This is a genomic window from Noviherbaspirillum sp. L7-7A (genome assembly GCF_019052805.1).
GTDB lineage: Bacteria > Pseudomonadota > Gammaproteobacteria > Burkholderiales > Burkholderiaceae_D > Noviherbaspirillum_A.
Map to the genome: position 1 here is coordinate 1,184,416 of NZ_JAHQRJ010000001.1, position 20,839 is coordinate 1,205,254.

General features: G+C 68.8%; 16 protein-coding genes. 1 reads left to right on the forward strand and 15 read right to left on the reverse strand.

From position 1 onward, the window contains the following. Positions 1–22 precede the first annotated feature (22 nt). Entirely contained in the window at positions 23–229 is a 207-nt protein-coding gene (locus KTQ42_RS05395; protein WP_217344577.1) for a hypothetical protein, read from the forward strand. Between the two features lie 273 nt (positions 230–502). Here the strand turns inward: KTQ42_RS05395 and KTQ42_RS05400 are convergent, their stop codons facing one another. The 15 genes from KTQ42_RS05400 to KTQ42_RS05470 form a co-directional block, all read right to left on the reverse strand. Then, positions 503–2,797 (reverse strand): hypothetical protein, encoded by a 2,295-nt coding sequence (locus KTQ42_RS05400; protein WP_217344578.1) that lies wholly within the window; start codon positions 2,795–2,797, stop codon positions 503–505. Between the two features lie 1,296 nt (positions 2,798–4,093). Continuing rightward, positions 4,094–4,528 (reverse strand): hypothetical protein, encoded by a 435-nt coding sequence (locus KTQ42_RS05405; protein ID WP_217347047.1) that lies wholly within the window; start codon positions 4,526–4,528, stop codon positions 4,094–4,096. A gap of 13 nt (positions 4,529–4,541) precedes the next feature. Continuing rightward, positions 4,542–5,138 carry a hemerythrin domain-containing protein gene (locus tag KTQ42_RS05410; RefSeq protein ID WP_249222648.1) on the reverse strand — a complete coding sequence of 199 codons (597 nt, stop codon included), beginning with the start codon at positions 5,136–5,138 and terminating at the stop codon, positions 4,542–4,544. A 91-nt stretch (positions 5,139–5,229) separates the two neighbouring features. Then, the gene (locus KTQ42_RS05415) at positions 5,230–8,349 is read right to left on the reverse strand and encodes an efflux RND transporter permease subunit (protein ID WP_217344579.1); all 3,120 of its coding nucleotides are present in this window, start codon (positions 8,347–8,349) and stop codon (positions 5,230–5,232) included. A 96-nt stretch (positions 8,350–8,445) separates the two neighbouring features. Beyond that, positions 8,446–9,570 (reverse strand): efflux RND transporter periplasmic adaptor subunit, encoded by a 1,125-nt coding sequence (locus KTQ42_RS05420; RefSeq protein WP_217344580.1) that lies wholly within the window; start codon positions 9,568–9,570, stop codon positions 8,446–8,448. Then, positions 9,567–10,997: an efflux transporter outer membrane subunit gene (locus KTQ42_RS05425; RefSeq protein WP_217344581.1), complete on the reverse strand. Its 1,431-nt coding sequence runs from the start codon at positions 10,995–10,997 to the stop codon at positions 9,567–9,569. The genes KTQ42_RS05420 and KTQ42_RS05425 overlap by 4 nt, the downstream gene beginning before the upstream one ends. Before the next feature lie 98 nt (positions 10,998–11,095). Continuing rightward, a complete protein-coding gene (locus KTQ42_RS05430; RefSeq protein WP_217344582.1) occupies positions 11,096–11,692 on the reverse strand; it encodes a DUF2242 domain-containing protein in 597 nt (198 codons plus the stop codon). Positions 11,693–11,846: 154 nt separating this feature from the next. Next, positions 11,847–12,407 carry a histidine phosphatase family protein gene (locus KTQ42_RS05435; protein ID WP_217344583.1) on the reverse strand — a complete coding sequence of 187 codons (561 nt, stop codon included), beginning with the start codon at positions 12,405–12,407 and terminating at the stop codon, positions 11,847–11,849. Between the two features lie 20 nt (positions 12,408–12,427). Further along, entirely contained in the window at positions 12,428–13,744 is a 1,317-nt protein-coding gene (locus KTQ42_RS05440; RefSeq protein WP_217344584.1) for an ATP-binding protein, read from the reverse strand. Continuing rightward, positions 13,741–14,412 carry a response regulator transcription factor gene (locus tag KTQ42_RS05445; RefSeq protein WP_217344585.1) on the reverse strand — a complete coding sequence of 224 codons (672 nt, stop codon included), beginning with the start codon at positions 14,410–14,412 and terminating at the stop codon, positions 13,741–13,743. The genes KTQ42_RS05440 and KTQ42_RS05445 overlap by 4 nt, the downstream gene beginning before the upstream one ends. A 56-nt stretch (positions 14,413–14,468) precedes the next feature. Next, positions 14,469–15,422: a YbhN family protein gene (locus KTQ42_RS05450; protein WP_217344586.1), complete on the reverse strand. Its 954-nt coding sequence runs from the start codon at positions 15,420–15,422 to the stop codon at positions 14,469–14,471. 107 nt (positions 15,423–15,529) lie between these two features. After that, the gene (locus KTQ42_RS05455; protein WP_217344587.1) at positions 15,530–16,798 is read right to left on the reverse strand and encodes an efflux RND transporter periplasmic adaptor subunit; all 1,269 of its coding nucleotides are present in this window, start codon (positions 16,796–16,798) and stop codon (positions 15,530–15,532) included. 6 nt (positions 16,799–16,804) lie between these two features. Next, the gene (locus KTQ42_RS05460; protein ID WP_217344588.1) at positions 16,805–19,180 is read right to left on the reverse strand and encodes an ABC transporter permease; all 2,376 of its coding nucleotides are present in this window, start codon (positions 19,178–19,180) and stop codon (positions 16,805–16,807) included. Continuing rightward, positions 19,174–19,887 (reverse strand): ABC transporter ATP-binding protein, encoded by a 714-nt coding sequence (locus KTQ42_RS05465; protein WP_217344589.1) that lies wholly within the window; start codon positions 19,885–19,887, stop codon positions 19,174–19,176. Before KTQ42_RS05465 ends, KTQ42_RS05460 begins: the two co-directional genes overlap by 7 nt. A 157-nt stretch (positions 19,888–20,044) precedes the next feature. Next, entirely contained in the window at positions 20,045–20,833 is a 789-nt protein-coding gene (locus tag KTQ42_RS05470) for a lysophospholipid acyltransferase family protein (RefSeq protein ID WP_217344590.1), read from the reverse strand. Positions 20,834–20,839: the final 6 nt, after the last annotated feature.

The following is a 20,839-nucleotide window of genomic DNA, read 5'->3' on the forward strand; positions in this document are numbered from 1 at the left end:
TCAAGATCAACAGGAGAACAGCATGGCAAACGACAATCAGGGCAAGACCGGTACGATCGCGCCGCATTACGATCCGACCGATGAAACCGGCAACAGCAAGGAAATCGCCAAGCCCGCCAAGACCGGGCCGCCCGAGGCCGATGCCGACCCGCAGCGCCGCAAGCGCGCAGATGAAGTGCTGGGCAATTTCGAGGGCGAGGCAAAGCCGGTCAAGCCGGACGACTTCTAGACCAATTTGTCCGCGCCAGCCGTGTAATGCAGTACCCCTTATAGCGCCGACTGCTTCCTGGCCATGCCGTCGATGGCGCGGCCAGGGTAGGGTGGAATACCCCAAAGGGGCATTCCACGTTTGTCGACGAGGGTAGGACGCTAGCTCCACTCGTGGCCTTGCCGCCGAAGGTGCAATGCCCTTCGGGTATTGCACCCTATAGGCCCTTGTGCATTCCTTACCCTGTCAATCTGACCTGACTGTCCTCGACTGGCTGCCCAGGCGGGAAGCACCCTACGACTCCTTTGCCTTTGCGATGTCGGACCTGGCCATGCCAAAGTGCCCAAGATCTGGCGGCGCCTTGATCGGCGCCAAGCCGGGATAGCGGTAGACATGGTCGCGTTCGCGCTTGGCTTCCGGATCCGGCGCCGCCGCCACCCGCGCAGTCACCGTGGCCAGCCGCTTGTCCACCCTGGCCAACGCCGGCGCCAGCTTGGGATGCTCGATCTCGGGGAAATAATCGCGGCGGATGTAGATGTACTGGATGATGGGGTGGATGGACACATCCCGGTCATTGATGGGCTTGCCGTCCGGGCCGGTGAAAAGATCTTCATCCTTCTTGCCAAACAGCTCGTGATAGTGGGCCATGCTGTTGGGGAAGGTGGCCTTCTTGTCGAAGCCTATCGTATAGGTCGTGCCATTGGTGTCGGCATGCAGGCCCAGCGCGAACTGGTCCATGTTGCGCACCTGCAGCAGCAGCACGTCACGGATATGGCCACCCTTTGCCATCATCGCGCCCCACATGCCGGTCTGGCGCATCAGCTGCAATACATGCCCCATGTAATAGCCCAGCCCGCCGCCCTGGCCGATCCAGGCATTGCCATTTGCGCTGTCCTGCACGATGGGCTGGCCGAGGTTGCGCAGGCCCCGGAAATAGGGATCGTCGCTCTTTTGCACGACCTGGGGCACATAGATCTCCTTGTAGATCTGCTCCAGGTGCTGCGCGAAGCTGGCTTCCACGTCGGCCCGCGACAGGCCCAGCGGATGGGTGGAGGCCAGCTTCCAGGCCATCACGTAATGCAGCCAGCGCCAGGCCTGGGAACGGACCATGTAATGCTCGCGGATGTTCTGGGTCGGCCCCTGGTCCATCATCATCTGCACCGCGGTGTCGAAGCGGCTGCCCACCGCATGCATCGGGCTGTTGAGCAGCAGCGCGATCCAGCCGGCATTGCAGTAGGAATGCAATGAATCGCGCGCCCAGCCATTGCCCCACATATAGCCCTGGCCATCGTAGTTATGGTCCTGGCTGCCGTCGCGCTGGCTGCCATTGATGAAGATCGAGCGCGGCCCAACGGCGCCGCCGCCGTAGTAGTTGCCGTACAGTCCCCAGGGCTTGAACATGACTTCCTTGCTGGTCATCAGCTGCATGGTCTTGACGTCGCGCACCCAGTGGTTGCCGTGGTTGAAGTAAGCCATGGCCCAGCCGTCGAGCCAGTCGCGGTGCGGCACGTTTTCCTGCAGCCGCCTGCCGTTCGGGTTGGTGGCCCAGATAGCCACCACTGATGGAATCACGCAGCGGTCGAAGCGCGGGCCGCCGGGGCCGGTGTACCAGTTATGGGTGGAGAACGAGCCGGGTTCGTAGTCCCATCCTTCGAGGTAGGGGCCGCCGTAGGCCGAGCCGCCGTTGCGGTTGAACTCGTTGTTGGCGAGATAGGGGTCTGCCGGCATCGGCCCGTAACCGGTCCGCGGCCGCGGCCAGCGCGGCGCGCCGTAGATGTTGGCCAAGCCATTGATCGAGTGGCTGCCGTAGCCGCCGGTGATCATCGGCTCGCACGACAGCACCGACACATGGGCCTTGGCCTGCGACGGCCGCTGGCCGTCGGCGGTCAGGCCGGGGTAGTACTTCTTCAGCTTGGACGAACTGCGCGGCCGGGTGTTCTGCCAGGGGAGCATCATGAACAGCGTGACCTTCGGCCGCATCGGCTTGGTCTCGGAGCGCCACTGGTTCAGTTCGGGGTCATTGATGGGTTTGCCGTCCTGCATCTGGAAGGTATGCAGCACCTTGCCGTCGGCATTCTTCATCATGACCTTGAAGGGCTTGGGGAAGGTGCTCAGCTTCTTCGCATTGAAGGTATCGGAGGCGGGATAGCTGGTCCAGGTGCCGCGATGCGCGAAGCAGCCCAGCACCTGGTACAGCGGCGTCTTCCCGGACTCGGTGTTGCTGCTGTCGGCGGCCAGCATGGTGAAGCCGATCTCGACATCGCCCAGCATGGCCGAGCGGCTGCACTGGTAGACGGCGATATCGCCATTTTCCGCGGCCATCTCGGTATCCTCGTAGACGAAGTTGTCGATCCGGCGGTCGAGCACCATGTCGCCGACCATCACCGGCTCTTTCTTGTTGCTCCAGTCCCAGACCTCGAAGCGATGCGGCGCGTCGGGGGTGAGGTCGGGTGCTTCCGGGCCGGTGCCGGAATGGGGGACGGATTTCTTTTTCCCGGCGGCTTCCGGGTCCTTGGCGGCGGCCACGCCGCGGATGGCGGTGACGCCGGTCAGGGCGGCGGTGGTGATCAGAAATTGCCTGCGGTGCAAGGTGGTTCCTTTTTCGTTGGTCGGGGGAGCGGTGGCTCCTTCAGGGAATGCTGTTGGGCGGTATTGCTGGTCGCTGCAGCGCTGTGAATGGCAACGATTGGGAAAGAACGGAGCCACTCGTGCCTTGAGGTGCTTGCAGCAGTTGCAATTGCAGTTGCAGTTGCCGTTGCCGTTGCCGTTGCCGTTGCCGTAGCTTTTGCCTTTGCAGTGAAGTCCCGTTGAGCGCGCCGTGGCAGCGGTGCCCGGAGCGGGAAAAGGTGCGGCGTCTGTCTGAGCGCAACGCAGTGGAGCGAGTTTAGCCGCGCCCCGCTCCGGGTACCGCTGACACGGGAACCCCGCGCAGCGGGGCGCGATCACCGGGTCGCCTTTTTTTGGTTGCTTTTTTTGGCGAAGCAAAAAAAGTGACCCGGCCGCCGGGACGGATTCCCGGCTTGTCTCCACGGCAGTGCATCCGCATTGCGTCACCCGGCAAGGCACGGGCAGCACTGTCGTTGTTGACGTTCGACGTGTTCGTTGAAAAAGACTTAACGTCAAAGGCAACTGCTGCTTCGCAGTGACGCCTTTACGCCGGGTGAAACAACGCCACTGCACTGTCGTCATGACCAGGCCGGGTGTTCGCCCCGGCAGGCGACCTACTTCTTTTGCTTCGCCAAAAGAAGTAGGCAAGAAAAGGCGACCCGGTGATCGCGCCCCGCTGCGCGGGGTCCCCGTGCCGTCGATGCCTGAAGCGGGGCGCGGCTAAACTCGCTACGCTGCGCTGCGCTCAGACAGACGCCGCACCTTATCCGCTTCAGCCATCGCCGTCACGGCGCGCTCAACGGGACTTCACTGCCACTTCAAAAGCAACTTCAACTTCAACTTCAACTGTCGCTGCGCGTACTTCAACTGCAACCACAACGTTTGCCGCTTTCGTCGGGTGCAATACCCGAAGGGCATTGCACCGCCGTTCGCAAACCCCGATTGCCATACCGGCCGCCTTGTCTGATCGACCCATCGTGCAACGCCCCTGCGGGGTATTCCACCCTACGATGCATCCCTTTATCCGTTTGAAGCATCACTGTCTTGAGCGCCAACGCAACTTGAATCACTACGGCAACCTCAACAGCACAAACAAGCTCAACTGCAGACCTGATTACCACCACCACGCCCTCGAGCATAAAACAAGCACGCCCGAAAGGCCCCGGACAGGCAGCCAAGATTTGTCATCCCGCAAAAACGGGCGCCGCAAGCACACGCAACGCAGGCTACAAAGCGCCGGTGAGCCCCTCGCCGCCCGGCCCGCAAGACCACGCGAGCTCAACCCCCGCCGATGCCTTCCGTAATGATCCCGGTGCCACGGCAATTGGGGCAGGCGCCGCCGCTGGCGTTCTTGCCGGAGCCGGCGCATACCGGACAGACATCGTCGCCACTGCCCACGGTCCCGGGCGCGGCCTCGTCGCCTGGGCTCAGGCCCTCGCCGGCGCCAACCTGCTGCGGTGACGGCGCCCCGGCATGGCCGCCATGGCTGCCGCCACCGCTGGCACTGCCACCGCTACCGCCGGCTGGATTGCCACCACCGCCGCTATCGCCGCCCATCGCAGCAACCGAACCTGCCTGCGGCATATCCTTCACATCCTCGGGCTGGATGCCGCTGGGCAGGCCGATGTCATCCACGCCCACCAGTTCCGTGGTGCGCGCGCCGTGCGGGCCGGCTGCGTCCTCCAGCCGTTTCTGTTCTCCATCGGAAGCCATGCTGTTCTCCTCTTCAGGCGTCGTGGCGGGTATGGTTGCCGTTGCGCTTCATCAGGTAGGTGCCTGCCATCAGCGCGCCGGCGGCCAGCATCATGGTGCTCTTGGGCATGCCGCGCAGCATGTTGGTGGCGATTTCGCCGCCGCGCGGGGCAGCCAGCTCGACCCGGCGCTTCAGCATCTGCGCGCCCAGGTCGCCCAGCCGGTCGCCCATGAGCCGCTCGGCTTCCGGCAGCAGGATGGTTTCCTCGTCGGCCACGTGGTGCATCACGTCGCGCATCAGCTCGAACAGGGTGTCGTCGTAGCCGGCTTCGGTGGGGCGCATGCCGCGCAGCTTGGCGATCAGGCGCTTCATTTCATTGTGCTCGGGCACGGCCTTCTGAATGGCCGGATTGCTGCTGTCCATGGCGCGCAGCGCCGGATAGAAGATTTCCTCTTCCAGCTGTGCGTGGATTTCCAGCGCCAGGCAGATGGTGTTGACCAGGCCCTGCTTGGTGCGCGGGCTGGCGTCGATCTCGTACTGGTGAAAGGTCGCCATGGTGTGGGTATGGTCCATGCGGATCATGTTGGTGGCGGTTGGCGACAGCTTGCCGGCGATGGATGGCATGTTCATGTTCACGGTGACAGTCCTCACGAAAGTTGGGGTGTGGTGCTTCGTGAATTTCTGACAAGTCGCAGCCGGCTTATATCCGGCTGAGGTCCCGCTATTTGACCGTCGTTTGCGCCTCGACAACCGAAGGCGCTTTGTGCGGCGCCGGCTTCACGAAGCGGCGCCGCAGCCATTGCTGCACATCGTCGACATAGGTAAACACCGCCGGCACCACCAGGAGGCTCAGCAGGGTGGAGGTGATCAGTCCGCCGATCACGGCGATGGCCATCGGCGAGCGGAAGCTGGGGTCGGCGCCCCAGCCCAGCGCCAGCGGCAGCATGCCGGCGCCCATGGCGATGGTGGTCATGATGATGGGGCGGCTGCGCTTGTGACAGGCGTCCACCAGCGCGGCGAAGCGCGACATGCCGGCCTGGCGCGCCAGGATCGCATAGTCCACCAGCAGGATGGAATTCTTGGTGACGATGCCCATGAGCATGATCAGGCCGATCATGGACGGCATCGACAGCGCGCGCCCGGTCAGCAGCAGGGCGACGAAGGCGCCGCCGATGGATAGCGGCAACGCTGCCAGGATGGTCAGCGGCTGCATGAAGTCCTTGAACAGCAGCACCAGCACGCCATAGATGCACAGCACGCCTATCGTCATCGCCAGGCCGAAGCTGGCAAATAACGTCTGCATTTCCTGGGCGTCGCCCAGCTCGGCGATGCGCACCGACGGCGGCAGATTACGCATCGAGGGCAGGTTGCGCGCCTCCTGGTTCAGCTCGCCCAGCGCGCGGCTGCCCAGTTCCACGTCCAGCGTGACATTGCGGCTGCGGTTCAGGCGGTCGATCTGGGCCGGGCCGCTGGCGATCTCGATGCTAGCGACGTTGCCCAGCATGACCGGGCCGTTGCGGCCCGGCACGGTGAGGCGGGCCAGCGCATCGAGGTCGGCCCGCACCGCGTCGGGCAGCTTGACCCGCACCGGCACCTGGCGCTCGCTGAAGTTGAGCTTGGTCAGATTCACGTCATAGTCGCCGGCGGTGGCGACCCGCACCGTCTCGCCGATGGCGGCGGCGGTCACGCCCAGTTCGGCGGCGCGGGCGAAGTCGGGGCGGACGATGATTTCCGGGCGCACCAGCGAAGCGCTGGAATTGACGTTGCCTATGCCCGACAGGCCGCGCAGCTCCCGCACCACCTGCTGGGCCGAGGCCGCCAGCGCCACCGGGTCTTCGCTGCGCAGCACCAGCTGCATCTTCACGCCGATGTCGGCCGGGCCGACGGTGAAGCGCGCGCCCGGGATGGCGGCAAGCCGGCTGCGCAGGCCGCTCTCGATATCGGCCATCGATGCCTTGCGGTCGCGCCGGTGGGTAGTGGTCAGCGTCAGCACCGCCCGCCGTGCCTCGGCCGCCGCGCCGGGCGCGAAGGCGTCGCCGCTGGAGCCGCCGCCAATGGACGAGAACACGCCGGTGACATTCCTGTCCTCGACAGCCGCGAGGCGGGCCCGCTCGGCCACGGCGCGCGTCTGCGCCAGCGTGGCGCCGGGCGCAAGCTCGATGTTGATCTGGGTCTGGCCGCGGTCGGACGAGGGCACGAAGCCCGTGGGCAGCAGGGGCACCAGCGCGACCGAGCCGGCGAAGAAGAGGCCCGAGCCGATCGCCGTGGCCAGGCGATGGCGCAAACACCATTGCATGGTGGCCATGTAGCGGCGCATCAGCCAGCCATCCTCGCGCTGGTGGCGCTTGCGCGGCTTGAGCAGGTAGGCCGCCATCATGGGCGTCAGGAGCCGGGCCACCACCAGCGAGGCCAGGATGGCCAGCACCGCGGTCCAGCCGAACTGCTTGAAGAACAGGCCGGGCACGCCGGCCATGAAGGCGGTGGGCAGGAATACCGCCACCAGCGCGAAGGTGGTGGCGATCACGGCCATGCCGATCTCGTCGGCCGCTTCCAGCGCCGCCTGCATCGGCGACTTGCCCATGTCCAGGTGGCGCTCGATGTTCTCGATCTCGACGATGGCGTCGTCCACCAGCACGCCCACCACCAGCGCCAGCGACAGCAGGGTCACCATGTTCAGGGTGTAACCGAACCAGGCCAGGCCGAGAAATGTGGGAATGACCGACAGCGGCAGCGCGGCCGCCGCCACCAGGGTGGCGCGCCAGTCGCGCAGGAACCACCAGACCACCAGCACCGCCAGCAGCGCGCCTTCATACAGCAGCTCCATCGAGCCCTGGAAGTTTTCCTGCACCGGCGCGGCATTGTCGATGACCTGGGTCAGCGCCACGTTGGGGTTGGCCGCCTGCAGCTCGGCCACCGCGGCGCGCGCGCCCTCGGCCACCCGCACTTCGCTGGCGCCGCGGGTGCGGAAGATCTCGAAGCCCACCACCGGCGCGCCGTCGCGCGTGGCCACGGCGCGCGGCTCGCTGACGGTGTCGGTGACGGTGGCAACCTGGTCCAGCCGGATATGGCGGCCGTCGAGCAGGGGCACGTCCAGCCGCGCCAGCTCGGCCGCGCTCTGCACCGTGGCGATGGTGCGCACCGACTGCTCGGCGCCGCCGACATCGCCGCGCCCGCCGGGCGCTTCCTGCTGCACCTGGCGCAGCCGGCGCGACACGTCCAGCGCGGAAGCATTGAGCGCGGCCATCTTCAGCCCGTCCAGCTCCACCCGCACTTCGCGGCTGACGCCGCCCATGCGCTTGACCGCGCCCACGCCCGGCACCGCCAGGAGGCGCTTGGCGACCTTGTTGTCGACGAACCAGCTCAGCTCCTGGTCATCCAGGCGCCGGGCGCCGCCAGCATCCAGCGCGGAGGCGGCGGTGAAGGTCAGCACCACCCGGCCGGCGGTGGATGCCTTGGTCACGGACGGGTCGCGCAGGTCGGCCGGCATGTCGGCCCGTACCCGGGCCACCGCGTCACGGACATCGTTGACCGCCTCGGCCAGCGGCTTTTCCAGGATGAATTCGACAGTGACGGTGGCTTCGCCATCCAGCACCCGGGTATAGATGTTCTTCACGCCCTGCAGCGTGGCGACGCTGTCCTCGATCTTGCGCGCCACTTCGGTTTCCAGCTGCGCCGGCGCCGCGCCGGGCAGGTTGGCCACCACCGTTACCACCGGCAGCTCGATGTCGGGGAAGTCCTGCACGGCGGTGGCGCGATAGGACAGCAGGCCGGCCAGCGTCAGCAGCACGAACAGCATGATGGCCGGGATCGGGTTGCGGATCGAAAGGGCGGAAAAATTCACGGCTGGGCCTCTGGGTTGGCGGCGTGGTGCATGGTGGATGCAGGCGCTGGCGGCGGGTTGCGGTATTCAGTCAGGGCAACCGTGCCGGCCACCGGATCATTGCCCGGCTGCCGGGCCGTCGGCACGCCGCACCAGGTCGCCGTCGTTCAGGAAGCCGGCGCCATCCAGCGCCAGCAAGGTGTCGGGCGCGATGCCCTCGACGACTTCCACCCGCTCGCCCTGGCGGCGGCCGGTGCGCACCTTGACCTGGCTGACGCGGTTGTCGGCGTTGAGCCGGAACACATGGGAGAAACCGTCGCGCACCACCACCGCCTGCTGCGGCACGGTCAGGCCGGGCGCGCTGCCCAGATCGAACTCGCCGCGCGCATACATGCCGGCGCGCAGCGGCAGCGTGCCATTGTCCGGCGGCAGCAGGTCGACATAGACCAGCGCGGTGCGGTTCTGCAGGTCCACGGTGGGCGCCACCATGCGCACCCGGCCCCGCACGTCGGCGCCACCCGGCGCGGCCAGCACGGCCGTCGCGCCGGGCTGGATGTTGCCCAGCTCCGAGGCGGTCACTTCGGCACGCCATTCCAGCCGGCCCTGGCGGATCATGCGAAACAGCTCGGCGCCGGCCGGCACCACCGCGCCCACGGTGGCACTGCGGGCCGAGATCACGCCGTCGTCGGGCGCCAGCACCCGGGTGTGGCGCAGCCGCAGGCGTTGCGCGGTTACGCCAGCGCGCGCCGCTTCCACCCGTGCCTGGGCGGTCTGGGCGCCGGTGGCGAACTGGTTGATCTGCTGGGCCGACAGCGCGCCGCTGTCTTTCAGGGTGCGGGCGCGCTGGGCATTGTTGGCGGCGTCGGCAGCCGCGGCCTCGGCTTCCATCAGCGCCGCGGTCGCCTGCGCCATGTCGGCCTGGACCGCGTCGGCGGCGAACACGGCCAGCACGTCGCCCGCCTTCACCCTGTCGCCGACATTGACGCGCACATCGGTCAGGCGCAGGCCGCCTGCCTCGCTGCCCACCACCGCTTCCTGCCAGGCGGCGACATTGCCGTTGGCAACCAGGCGGCGCGGCAGGTCCTGCGTCTGGGGCCGCACCGTGGTCACCGTCAGCGCCGGTTTGGGTGCGGCGGCTTCCTGCGGCGCATGGCGGAGGCGGCTGGCCAGCAGCCAGGCGCCGGCGCCCAGCAGCGCCAGCAGCAACAGGATCAACACGGGTCTGGCGATGTTCTTTTTCATGGCGCGGTGCGTTCGCTGAGTTTGCTGGTGTCGCTGATGGCGAGGGCGCCGTCCCATCCTCCGCCGGCGGCGCGGTAGAGGGAGATCCAGGCGGCGGTGCGTTCGTTGAGCAGGGAGAGCAGGGCTGTTTCGGCAGTCAGCCGGACCCGGCGCGCCTCTTCCAGTTCCAGCAGGCTGGCCAGGCCGCTGCGGTAGCGCGCCTCGATGCCGGCAAACGAGGCGCTGTAGCCTTCGACCGCCACCCGCGCATCCTCGCCGCGGCGGGCGGTGGCGTCCAGCGTGACCAGCGCCTGTTCCACCTCGCGCACCGCCTGGCGGGCCGTGGCCCGGTAGCGGATGGCGGCGGCGTCATAGCGCTCGCGGGCCGCGTCCAGGTTGGCGGCGCGGCGGCCGCCGTCGAAGATCGGCAGCGTCAGCGCGACCGGGCCGACCGACCAGGTGTCCAGCGAGCCGGCGATGGTGGCGCTGCGAAAGCGCGCCGCGCCGACCGAGCCGGCCAGCGTCAGGCGGGGATAGCGCTGGGCGTCGGCCGCGCCGATGTCGGCGGCGGCGGCGGCCACCTCGCTGGCCGCCCGCGCCAGGTCGGGCCGCTGCGCCAGCACCGCGGCCGGCAGGGCCGGAATCTGCAAGGCCGCTTCCTGCGGCAGCACGCCGGGCTGCTGCTGCAGCCGGCGCCGCAATTCCGCTTCCGGCATCGCCGTCAGCGCCACCAGGGTCTTGATGTCGATGTCGCAGCTGGCGCGCTGCTGCACCAGCCGGCTGTTGCCTTCGGCGGTGGTGGCGCGCGCCAGCGCGGCGGTGGCCGGCGCCTGAAAGCCGGCGTCGGCGGCGAGATTGGTCAGGCGCGCGGTCTCGCTGCGCGAAGCGGCGTCGGCAACCGCCACCTCCACCAGCTTTTCGCAGGTGCGCAAGCGGTAATACTGGCTGGCGGTTTCGGCGGCCAGCGTGACCCGCGCCTCATGCCAGCCGGCCCGGGCGCCGGCCAGCCTGGCTTCGGCGGCGTCGCGGCCGGCGCGGTTGGCGCCGAACAAATCGGCTTCCCAGCGTGCCTGCGCCGTTCCCTGCAGCACCGTGGCCATCGGCAATGGCGGCTGGGCGCTGCTGCGGCTGGCCTGCAGGTTGCCGTCCAGCGTCGGCAGCAGGGCGGCGGCGGCGCCGACCCGGGTGGCGCGGGCATCGGCGATCTGGGCGCGGGCGGCAGCCAGGTTGGGGCTGGCCGCCTGGGCCGCGTCGATCAGGTCGGCCAGCAGCGCATCGCCCTGGCCGCGCCACCAGGCCGATAGAATCGCATTGCTGCCCTGGTGCGGCAGCGGCGCCTGCCATGCCAACGGCGCCTCGGGCGTCACCGCTGCCGGCGGCGTGGTGGCGCAGCCGCCCAGCAGGGCAAGGGCGAGGGCGGCGTAGCTGCGTGGGCTGGGAAGCGGCATGGGAAGCAGGGAAGCGAAAAGCGGCTGGGTGGACCTGAAGGCGTGGATCGGTTGGATAGGATAACGGCGCGCAGGCGGCTTCCCTTGAGCGGCCACGCCTACTTTTCCGCCTGCGACCGGTCCGGCGCCGGCAGGCTGTCTGCGTTCTGTTTCTCGGACAGCCTCTCCGACGCCGGCAGATAGCGTTCCACCAGGTTGAAGAAGCGGTCGTAGAACTTCGACTCCAGGATGGTCTGGCTGGCCACCTTCACCAGCGAGTCGTCGCTGCCGGTGAAGGGCAGCGACACCGAGCCCAGCGCCGGCACGCCGACACTGGCCGCGCTGTTGGTCTTCTTCAGCGCGTAATGGTCCTGCAGGGCATTGACGAAGGCCACGCTGTTCTTGCCGTCGGCGCTGTCGGGCGCGCATACCACGTGGAATTCGATCTCGGCATGCACCTCGCCATTGGGCTGGAAGTTCTTGCGGCCATTGACGGCATCGGTGCGCGAGGACGTAATCACATAGCCCTGGCTCAGCAGCGCCCGGCGCGCCGCCTCGCAGGTTTCGGCCGCGCTGGCGAGGTAGACATGGGAATAGGTATTGGTGTCGCCGAAGGCTTCATTCTGGTAGACCGCCTGCCTCGAGGTCGTGCAGGCGGCAAGCAGGGCGACAGGCACGACGCACAGGCAAATCCGGGGGCGGAGAGAGACGGACATGAAACGGTTTCCTCAGAGGCAAAAAGTGGCGGTATTGTTTCGAGGCAATAAGCTCGTGAGACAAAGTGTTCGCAACTTTGTTGCAGATCCCCGAAAAAAATATCCCGGCGGAATCATGCCACAAGCCAGTGACGGATAGTACGCATTGGCCCCTTTACTGCAGCGGCTTGATGCGGCCGGCAAGTTCCAGCTTGCCGTCCCTCGCCCTGACCACGACGATCTCGCCCGATTCCACATAGCCGCCGATCAGCGCGGTGATGTTGACCTGGTGCGTCACCAGCACCAGCGGTGTGCCCGACGGATGGCGGCCGATCAGGCCCAGCACCAGTTCCGTCTGCGACTTTTCCTGGCCGCCGTTCTCGAAGAAGGAGTTCAGCGCCGGTTCCGGCGTGACCGGCCCCAGGGCAAGACCGGCGGCGGTATCCAGGCAGCGGCACCACTGGCTGGAATACACCGTGGCGCGGGCGATGCCATGCTCGCGAAACAGCGCGCCGGCGCGTGCGGCCTGGCGCTTGCCCTCGGCCGACAGGTTGCGCTGGGTGCGGCAGTCGTCGAGGCGAAAGCCGGACGGGTCGCCCACGCCGGGCGCCTGTGCATGGCGCATCAGGGCCACATGGGTGCCGGCACGCAGGCCGGCCCATAGCGCGGTGTCGTCGGCCGCGCTTGCGGTTTGCCAGATCAGCAGGGCCAGCAAGGCCAGCATCAGTCTTTTCATCGGGATTCTCCAGAAGGGTGTCATTGTGCCGGCAGCGGAAACCGGACTTCCACCCGCAGGCCGCCCAGCGGCGCATCGGCCAGCGCAACCGGCGCGCCATGGCGGGCGGCGATATTGGCGACGATGGCCAGGCCCAGGCCGCTGCCGGTGCTGTCGGCGGCCTGGGCCTGGCCACGGTAGAAGCGCTGGAAGGCGCGCTCGCGCTCCGCGGCGGGGATGCCGGGGCCGCTGTCGTCCACCGTCAGCAGCGCTTCCTCGCCACGCCGCGCCACATTGACCGCCACCTGGCCGCCCGGTGGCGTGTAGCGTATCGCATTGTCCAGCAGGTTGCGCATGAGTATGCGCAACGACTCGGCATCGGCATGGATGGCAACCGGCGCCGGCGCCTCCAGCGCAAGCTCGATACGGCGCGCCTCGGCTTGCGGCCAGGCATCGGCCAGCGCGGCGCGCGCCGTCTCGGCCAGGTCCAGCGGCGCAAGCACCGCCGGCGCTTCGCCGGGCGCGGTACGCGCCGCCGCCAGCAGTTGCTCGATCAGGCGGCTGGCGCGCTCCACGCCCTGGCGCAGCTGGGCGGCGGCCGCTTCCCGGCCGGCGGCATCGCCGGCGCGCGACAGCAGCTGCAGCTGCAGCGTCAGCGCCGTCAGCGGCGAACGCAGTTCATGGGCGGCGTCGGCGACGAAGGCGCGCTGGCTGTCGAACGCCAGCTTCAGCCGGCCCAGCAGGGAATTGATCGCATGCGCCACCGGCTCGACCTCGCTCGGCAGGTCCTGCTCCGGCAGCGGCTCCAGGCTGGCGGCATCCCTCCGCTTGACTTCCAGCGCCAGCCGCTGCACCGGCTTGAGCGCCCGATCGACCAGCAGCCAGATCAGGAGCGCCATCAGCGGCGCGAAGATCAGCAGCGGGCGCAGGCTGCGCAGCGCGGCGGCGGCGGCCAGGTCGCGCCGCAACTCCAGCGGCTGCGCCACCTGGACGATGCGGCCGCGCGCGGCCATGCTGTAGACCCGCCAGCGCCGGTTGCCGGCATCGACATTGGAAAAACCCAGCACGGCGCGGTCGGGCAGGCCGCTGTCCGGATGCGACAGGTAGAGGGTGGTGCCGTTCATGGTCCAGATCTGCGCCACCACCGACGGCGCTTCCTCGCCCGGACCGGGGGCCGGCGGCAGGCCGGCGGCCGCGCCCTGGTCGCGCAGCGACAGCGCGGTCTGGCGCAGCTGGTAGTCAAACAGCTGCTCGTTCTCGCGCAGGGTATTGCGGTAGGTCAGGAGGCCGGTGACGCCGGCCGCCAGCAGCGCCGCCGCCAGCAGGAATGCCGAAAGCCGGGCGCGCAGCGACTTCATGCGGCGCCGTCCGGACGCGGAATGTAGTAGCCCACGCCGCGCACATTGCGGATGAACTCCGCGCCCAGCTTGCGCCGGATCGCATGGATATGCACCTCCACCGCATTGCTCTCGATTTCCTCGCCCCAGCCGTACATCCTTTCCTCCAGCTGCGCCCGCGACAGGATCGCGCCCGGCCGCAGCGCCAGCGCCTCGACGATCGCGTATTCCCGCGCCGACAGCGTGACCGGCGCGCCGTCGCGCTGCACGCTGCGGCGCGCCAGGTCGAGCGCAACGCCGCCCAGCTGCAGGCCGGGACCGGTGCGGCCGGCGCTGCGCCGCAGGGCCGAGCGGATCCGGGCGGCCAGTTCGTCGAGATCGAAGGGCTTGACCAGGTAGTCGTCGGCGCCCGCATCCAGCCCGGCCACCCGCGACTCCACCGCGTCGCGGGCGGTGATGATGATCACCGGCAGCGTCTTGCGCCTGGCGCGCAGGCCGCGCAGGATGTCCAGCCCCTCTTTGCCGGGCAGCCCCAGGTCCAGCAGCACCAGGTCGTAGTCGCCGGCGGCCAGCGCGGCGTCGGCGCGCGGACCGTCGCGCAGCCAGTCGACCACGTAGCCATCCTGCAGCAGCGCCTCGCGCACGGCGCTGCCTATCATGTTGTCGTCTTCGGCCAGGAGTATGCGCATGGAATTGTTCGGAAGGAGGCGCGTATTCTACTGCTTGCTGCCTGGAATGCAGGCATTCAGTTCCGGCGTCGCGCCAGCGAGCGCACTCCCAGCGCCGCCAGCGCCAGCAGCAGCGGCAGCAGGTAATACAGCACGCGGAAGGCCAGCAGCGCGGCCACCGCCTGCGAGACATCGGCGCCCTCGGGCAGCAGCGCCAGGAAGGCCGAGTCGAACACGCCCAGGCCGCCCGGCGCCTGGCTGGCGCTGCCTGCCACGATGGCAAGCAGGAAAGCCTGCATGAAATGGCTCCAGGTGAGACCCGGAATGGCCGGCAGCAGCAGCCACAGCACGCTGGACATGGCCAGCAGTTCCGCCACCCCGGCCGCCAGCTGGCCGGCGCACAGCGGCAACGGCGGCAAGGTCATCAGGTAACCGCGCAGGCGCAAGGTGCGCGGCCGGCGCGACAGCAGCAGGTAGGCCGCCGGCGCCAGCAGCAGCAAGCCGGCCATCCGCACCGAAGGCTTGACCGGGTCGACCGCGAACAGCAAGCCGCCAACGGTCCCGTAGGCCAGCCAGAACCCCAGGCTGGCAAACACCGCCATCTGGGCGATCCCGGACGGCGCCAGGCCCAGCGGCCGCAGGCCGGCATAGCGCACGCCGCCGCCGACCACCATGGCATTGAACGACACATTGCCCAGTGCAAACGCGGCAGCCGTCACTGGCGCGCTGCGTCGCCACTGCTGGGGGCGGCCCAGCCAGCGCAGGCTCAGAAAGTCATAGCAGGTCAGTGCCAGGTAAGCCAGCAGCAGGCAGCCCAGCGCCAGCGCCAGCCGCTGCGGCGGCAACGCGCGCAGCGCGGCGGCGATCGCGTGCGGACTGCTCTCCCTGAGCATTCCATGCAGGCCCCACAATGCCAGCGCCACGATGGCCAGGCCAAACAGCGGGCCGGCGGCGCGGCGCAGGCGGTGCGTTGCGCCGCGGTTCGCGTCAGGAGCATGGGTACGTTGGCTGGGATGGTCGGAATCGGGCATGGGATGGCCAGGGCGGCAAGGGTGCCCATCCGGGTCACATGCCGGTCCAGGCAGGCCGCATTGTGCGCTATCCGACTGCCGGCGTCGTCGCCCCGGATCAAAGCCTTTCAACGCAAGGCTTGCACCCGCATGCCATCCTTCATCTGGTTATTCGGAAACTTCACCACCTGCGCCCCTTCCGCCAAACCACCCTCCACCTGCGCCTCTTCCTGGTTGCGCTGGCCCACCCTGACCGGGCGCTCGCGGATGCGGCCGTCTTCCACCGCGAAAACATGCCAGGCCTCGCCGACCCGGAACAGGCTGCTGCCCGGCACCTTGCGCACCCGTTCGGCTTCCCAGGTCACCACCCGCGCCTCGACCCGGTAGCCGTCGCCCAGCGGACCGAGCGCATCGACCGGCGTGGCGATCACGTTGACCCGCTGTTCCTCCACCCCCAGCGCCGACACCTTGGTGAAGGCGACCGGCTCGACCAGGCGCACCGTGGCGCGCAGCGACTGGCCGCCGCCCCAGTCGTCCAGCCACATGGTCTGGCCCGGCTTGATGCGCACCGCATCGGTGGACAGCACGTCTGCCACGATCTCGTAGTCGGCCGGATTGCCGACCGATACCAGCGGCGCGCCGGCGGCGACGATGCGCTCGCTCTTTTCATGCACCTTCAGCACATAGCCATCCACCGGCGAGGTTAGCGGCAACGGTTGCTGGCCGCGCTGCTCGGCGGCGGCATCCGCTGCAATCAGCGCGGCCTGGGCGGCGCGCACGTCGCCCATCGCCGCCTGCGAGCGGGCACGGGCGGCGTCGGCCTCGGCGCGCGCCGCGGCTTCGGCCGAACGGGCCTTTTCCATTGCCTGCGGCGAGACGAATTTCTCTGCCACCAGGCGTTCGGTGCGGCTGCGCTCGCTCGCCGCCAGGGCCAGGTCGCTGGCGCTGCGCTGCACCCGCATTTCCGCCTCGCGCGCCAGCGCCCGCGCCGACTCCAGCCGCGCCTGGGCCTGCTCGCGCTGGCGCGGGTCCATCGGCGCCGGATACAAGGTCGCCAGCACCTGGCCCTGGCGCACCGGGTCGCCATCGTCCAGCGGGCTGCGCGCCAGCCGGCCCGCCACCGGCGCGGCCAGCACGTACTTGTCGTGGATGCGGACCTGGCCCTGGTTGCTCACGGCCACCTGCAGCGGCCCGGTCCGGACCGTGGCGAGCTCGGCGCCCAGCGGCGCCGGCGCGAACAGCAGCCAGCCCACGAGGCCAAGGGCCAGCAGCGCCAGGATGAGGTAGGCGGTGCGCTTGCGGCCGGGGCCGGACCTTGCGGCCGGGGGCCTGGCCGGCGCGACGGCCGTTGCCGGCCTGGGCGCCGGCGTTGCCTTGATCAGGGTGCGTGCATCCATGCAGTGTCACTCCCGGGTCTTCAAAACTTCGATCAGGTCCAGCCGGCGCACCTTGCGCCAGACCAGCGCGCTTGCCACCGCGGCGGCGGCCAGCACCACGCCGATCGACAGCAGGAAGGTGCGGCGGCTGACCACCAGCGGAATGCGGAACAGGTCCTGGCTCAGCAATTCCGATAGCAGCGCCGCCAGGCCGTAGCCGAGCAGGCAGCCCAGCGGCAGCGAGGCCAGCGTCAGCGCTGCCTGCTGGCCGAGCAGCATCGCGGCCACTTCCACATTGGTGAAACCGAGGATGCGCAGGCTGGCCAGTTCAATCGCCTGTTCCGACAGCGCGATGCGGGTGGCGTTATAGACCACGCCCAGCGCGATGATGCAGGCGAAGCCGACCAGCACCACGGTATTGATGCGCATGTTCTCCGCCACCGTCGACAGAAAGCTCTGCAGCGTGGCCTCCCGCAGGCTGACGCTGCGGATCGCCGGCACGGTCTTCAGCTGCCGGTACAGCGTGCCCTGGGTTTTCGGGTCGACCGCCAGGAACGCGCCGGAGGCCAGCAGCGGCTCCTGCGCCAGCGCCGCCATGGCCCGCGCATCCATGTACGACAGCATGCCGATCGGCTCGTCGATGATGCGCGCCACCGGCGTTCGGGCATGCTGGCGCTGGCCTTCCATGAAGTCGATCTCCAGGTGCTCGCCTTCGGCAATGCCCAGCGTGTCGGCCAGCATGCGGGTCAGCACGATGCCCCTGGGCGGCAGGTCGATGGCGCGCTCGCCTTCGTCCAGCACCCGGCGCAGCTCGCGCCGCGGCGGCAGCGCGATGATGGCGGTGCGCTTGCTGCGATGGCGAAAGCGCATCGTCACCGCCGCCGAGCGGAATGGTTCCACCCGCAGCACGCCGGGCAGGGCTTCCAGGTTGTGCGCCACCGCCCAGTCGCGCGGCTCGTTGAAGGACAGCGTCACATCGTCGCGCTGGGCGACCCGGAACTGCACCCGCACGATCTCGTTGAGGGCATCGAAGGTGTACTGCCCGGTGATCACCAGCGCCAGCGCCGAGGCCAGGCCGAGGATGGACAGCAGGCTCTTGGCCGGCTTGCGCTCCAGGTTGCGCAGCACCATGCGCACCGGCAGCGCGATCCAGCGTTGCAGGCCTAGCCGCTCCAGCGGCCCCGGCCGGTAGCGCGCCGGCGCCTCCGGCCGCATCGACTCGGCCGGCGACAGCGTCACCACCCGCCGCGCCGCCATCAGCGCGCCGGCCACCGCCGACAGCGCGGCAATCGACAGCGCCGCGGCAATCGCGAAGCCCGACAGCGAGAACGACAGCTGCGGAAAGTGATAGAAGCGGGCATACAGCCGGGCCAGCCCGTGGCCCAGCCAGGCGCCGACCGCGATGCCGCCCATGCCGCCGGTCATGACGGTCAGCAGCGCAAACTTCATGTAATGCAGGCTGACCGCCAGCCGGCTGTAGCCGAAGCTCTTCAACAGGCCGATCTGCGCCCGCTGCAGCGTGGTCAGCCGCAGCAGCACGTTATGGATCAGGAAGGCCGCCACGGCGAGGAAGATCGCCGGCAGCACGGTCGAGCTGACCCGGCTCTGGGCCAGCTCGCTGGCCAGGAAATTGTGCGACAGCTGCTCGCTGCGGCCATAGGCGCCGATCGCGCCGTAGGGCGCCAGCAGGCGGTCCAGTTCCGCGATCACCTGCTGCTCGCTGGCATGCGGCGCCAGCGTGACGGTGATGTCATTGATGCCGTCGCGCATGGCCAGTGCGCCGGCCAGCGCATCGCGGTCCATCCACAGCACGCCGAAGCGCCGGTTGTCGGGAAAGCTGTTGCCCTTGATCTCGTTGACATATTCCGGCGAGATCGCAATGCCGGCGATGCGCAGCTGCTCGCGCCGGCCATTGATGATCGCGCCCAGGGTGTCTCCCGGACGCAGCCGGTTGGCGCCGGAAAAGGCTTCGCTGACCAGCACTTCATTGCGCCCCAATGTGCCCGGCAGCCGGCCCGAGCGCAGATGCACCCGGTTCAGGCCGGCGCCGTCCGGCGCCAGCGATACCAGCCGGCCGCTGGCAGGCTCGTCCAGCCCCGGCACATCGAGCGAGGCATCGAACACCACCCGGCCCTGGGCCTGGCTGACGCCGGGAATCGCCTGCACCCGGCCAACGATGTTCGCCGGCGCCCGGCGCACGCTGGCGAACACATCGGCGAAGCGGTAGCGCTCGTAATAGGCCTCCTGCGCGGAGAGCAGCGCCTCGTAGCCGCCGCGCATGGTGACGAAGGTGGCGATGCCGCACAGCGCCACCATGGCCACCGCCAGCACCTGGCCGCGCATGCGCCACAGGTCGCGCAGCAGCTTGCGGTCCAGCGCATTGATGAAGGCCGGCATCACCATGCGATCTGCTCCGCCGTCAGCCTGGTTGAATTGATGTCGATATGGGTGATGCTGCCGCTGCCGATATGCACCACCCGGTGCGCCAGCGAGGCAATGGCGGCGTTATGGGTGATCACCACCGTGGTGGTGCCGAACTCGCGGTTGATGCGGTCCAGCACATCGAGCACCATGCGGCCGGTCTGGCAGTCCAGCGCGCCGGTCGGCTCATCGCACAGCAGGATGTCGGGCCGCTTGGCAATCGCGCGCGCGATCGCCACCCGCTGCTGCTCGCCGCCGGAGAGCTGGGCCGGGAAATGGCCCAGCCGCTCGCCCAGGCCCACCAGCGCCAGCGCCTCGGCCGCATCCATCGGATGGTCGCTGATCTCGGTGACGAGCTGCACGTTTTCCAGCGCGGTCAGGCTGGGGATCAGGTTATAGAACTGGAACACGAAGCCCACATGGTGGCGCCGGAAGGCGGTCAGGGTGGCGTCGTCGGCGGCGGACAGGTCGAGGTCGCCGTAGTGCAGCGTGCCGGCGCTGGGCAGGTCCAGTCCGCCGATGATGTTGAGCAGGGTGGACTTGCCGCTGCCTGAGGCGCCCAGCAGCACCACCAGTTCGCCGTCGTACAGCGCGAGGTCGGTGGGCTTGAGCGCCTGCACCTCCAGCTCGCCCATGACATAGGTCTTGGCCACGCCCTGAAGGCTGAACACGGCTTTGCGTTGGTCCATGGGGTCGGTCATGCTGTCGGCTGGCGTGGTGTGGCTGCGGAGAGGGGGCATGCGGCGGCGGCCAACGGGTGCGGCCGGCCGCGACGCAGGAAGGTTCGCACCGCGCCGGACGATGGCGGTTGATGCAGGTCAAGCAGCCCGGAAACGCCGGCGCCGCTCAGCGTTGCGGCATGCCTGCCATGTCCGGCTCCCCGGCCAGGGCAAGCATTGCCTGCCGCGCCGAGCGCATCGCCGGGCCGATATCATCATTCCTGGGCCGCAGTGTCGGCCCGATCTCCAGCGCTAGCGGCATGCGGCGCGGCAGCCAGCCGAGCGGCCGCAGCGCCTCGCGGGCGCCACGCAGGCCGGCCACCACCAGCGGGCGATCGGTTGCCGCCGCTGCCGCAAACGCGCCGCTGTGGAAGCGGCGCAGTCCGGGCTCCGGCACGAAGCCCGCTTCCGGAAAGACGATCAGGTTGCCGCGTCGCCGCAGCGCATGGATGATGCGCGCCGCATTGCCGGCATGGCTGCCGGCGCCGGCGGGCGCCAGCACCACCGTGTCCAGCGCGCGCAGCAGCGGGCACAGCAGGCCCTGGATGCGGAACTGCTGTCGCACGACAAATGCATAGCCGGGCTCTGCCGGCAGCATCGCCATCAGCGCCAGGCCATCCAGAAAACTGCTGTGGTTTACCAGCAGCAGATGATGCTGCGAAGCCGGCGGCAGGCGTTCCAGCCCGCGCATCGACAGCGGCATGCCCAAAAGCCGGAACAGCAGCCGGCAGCCGGCGCGCGCCACCGGCCGCGCCCGCGCCGGCCTGCGCAGCGCCGCCACCGCCGGGCCAACGCTCAGCAGCACCAGCGCAAACACGGTCCATGCATAGGCGCCGTACAGCCAGTCACCGAGACGGCCGGCGGCGCGCCGCGGCGCCAGCGGTGGTGATCGGTCTTGCTTGGCCGTAGTGTTCATCGTCGC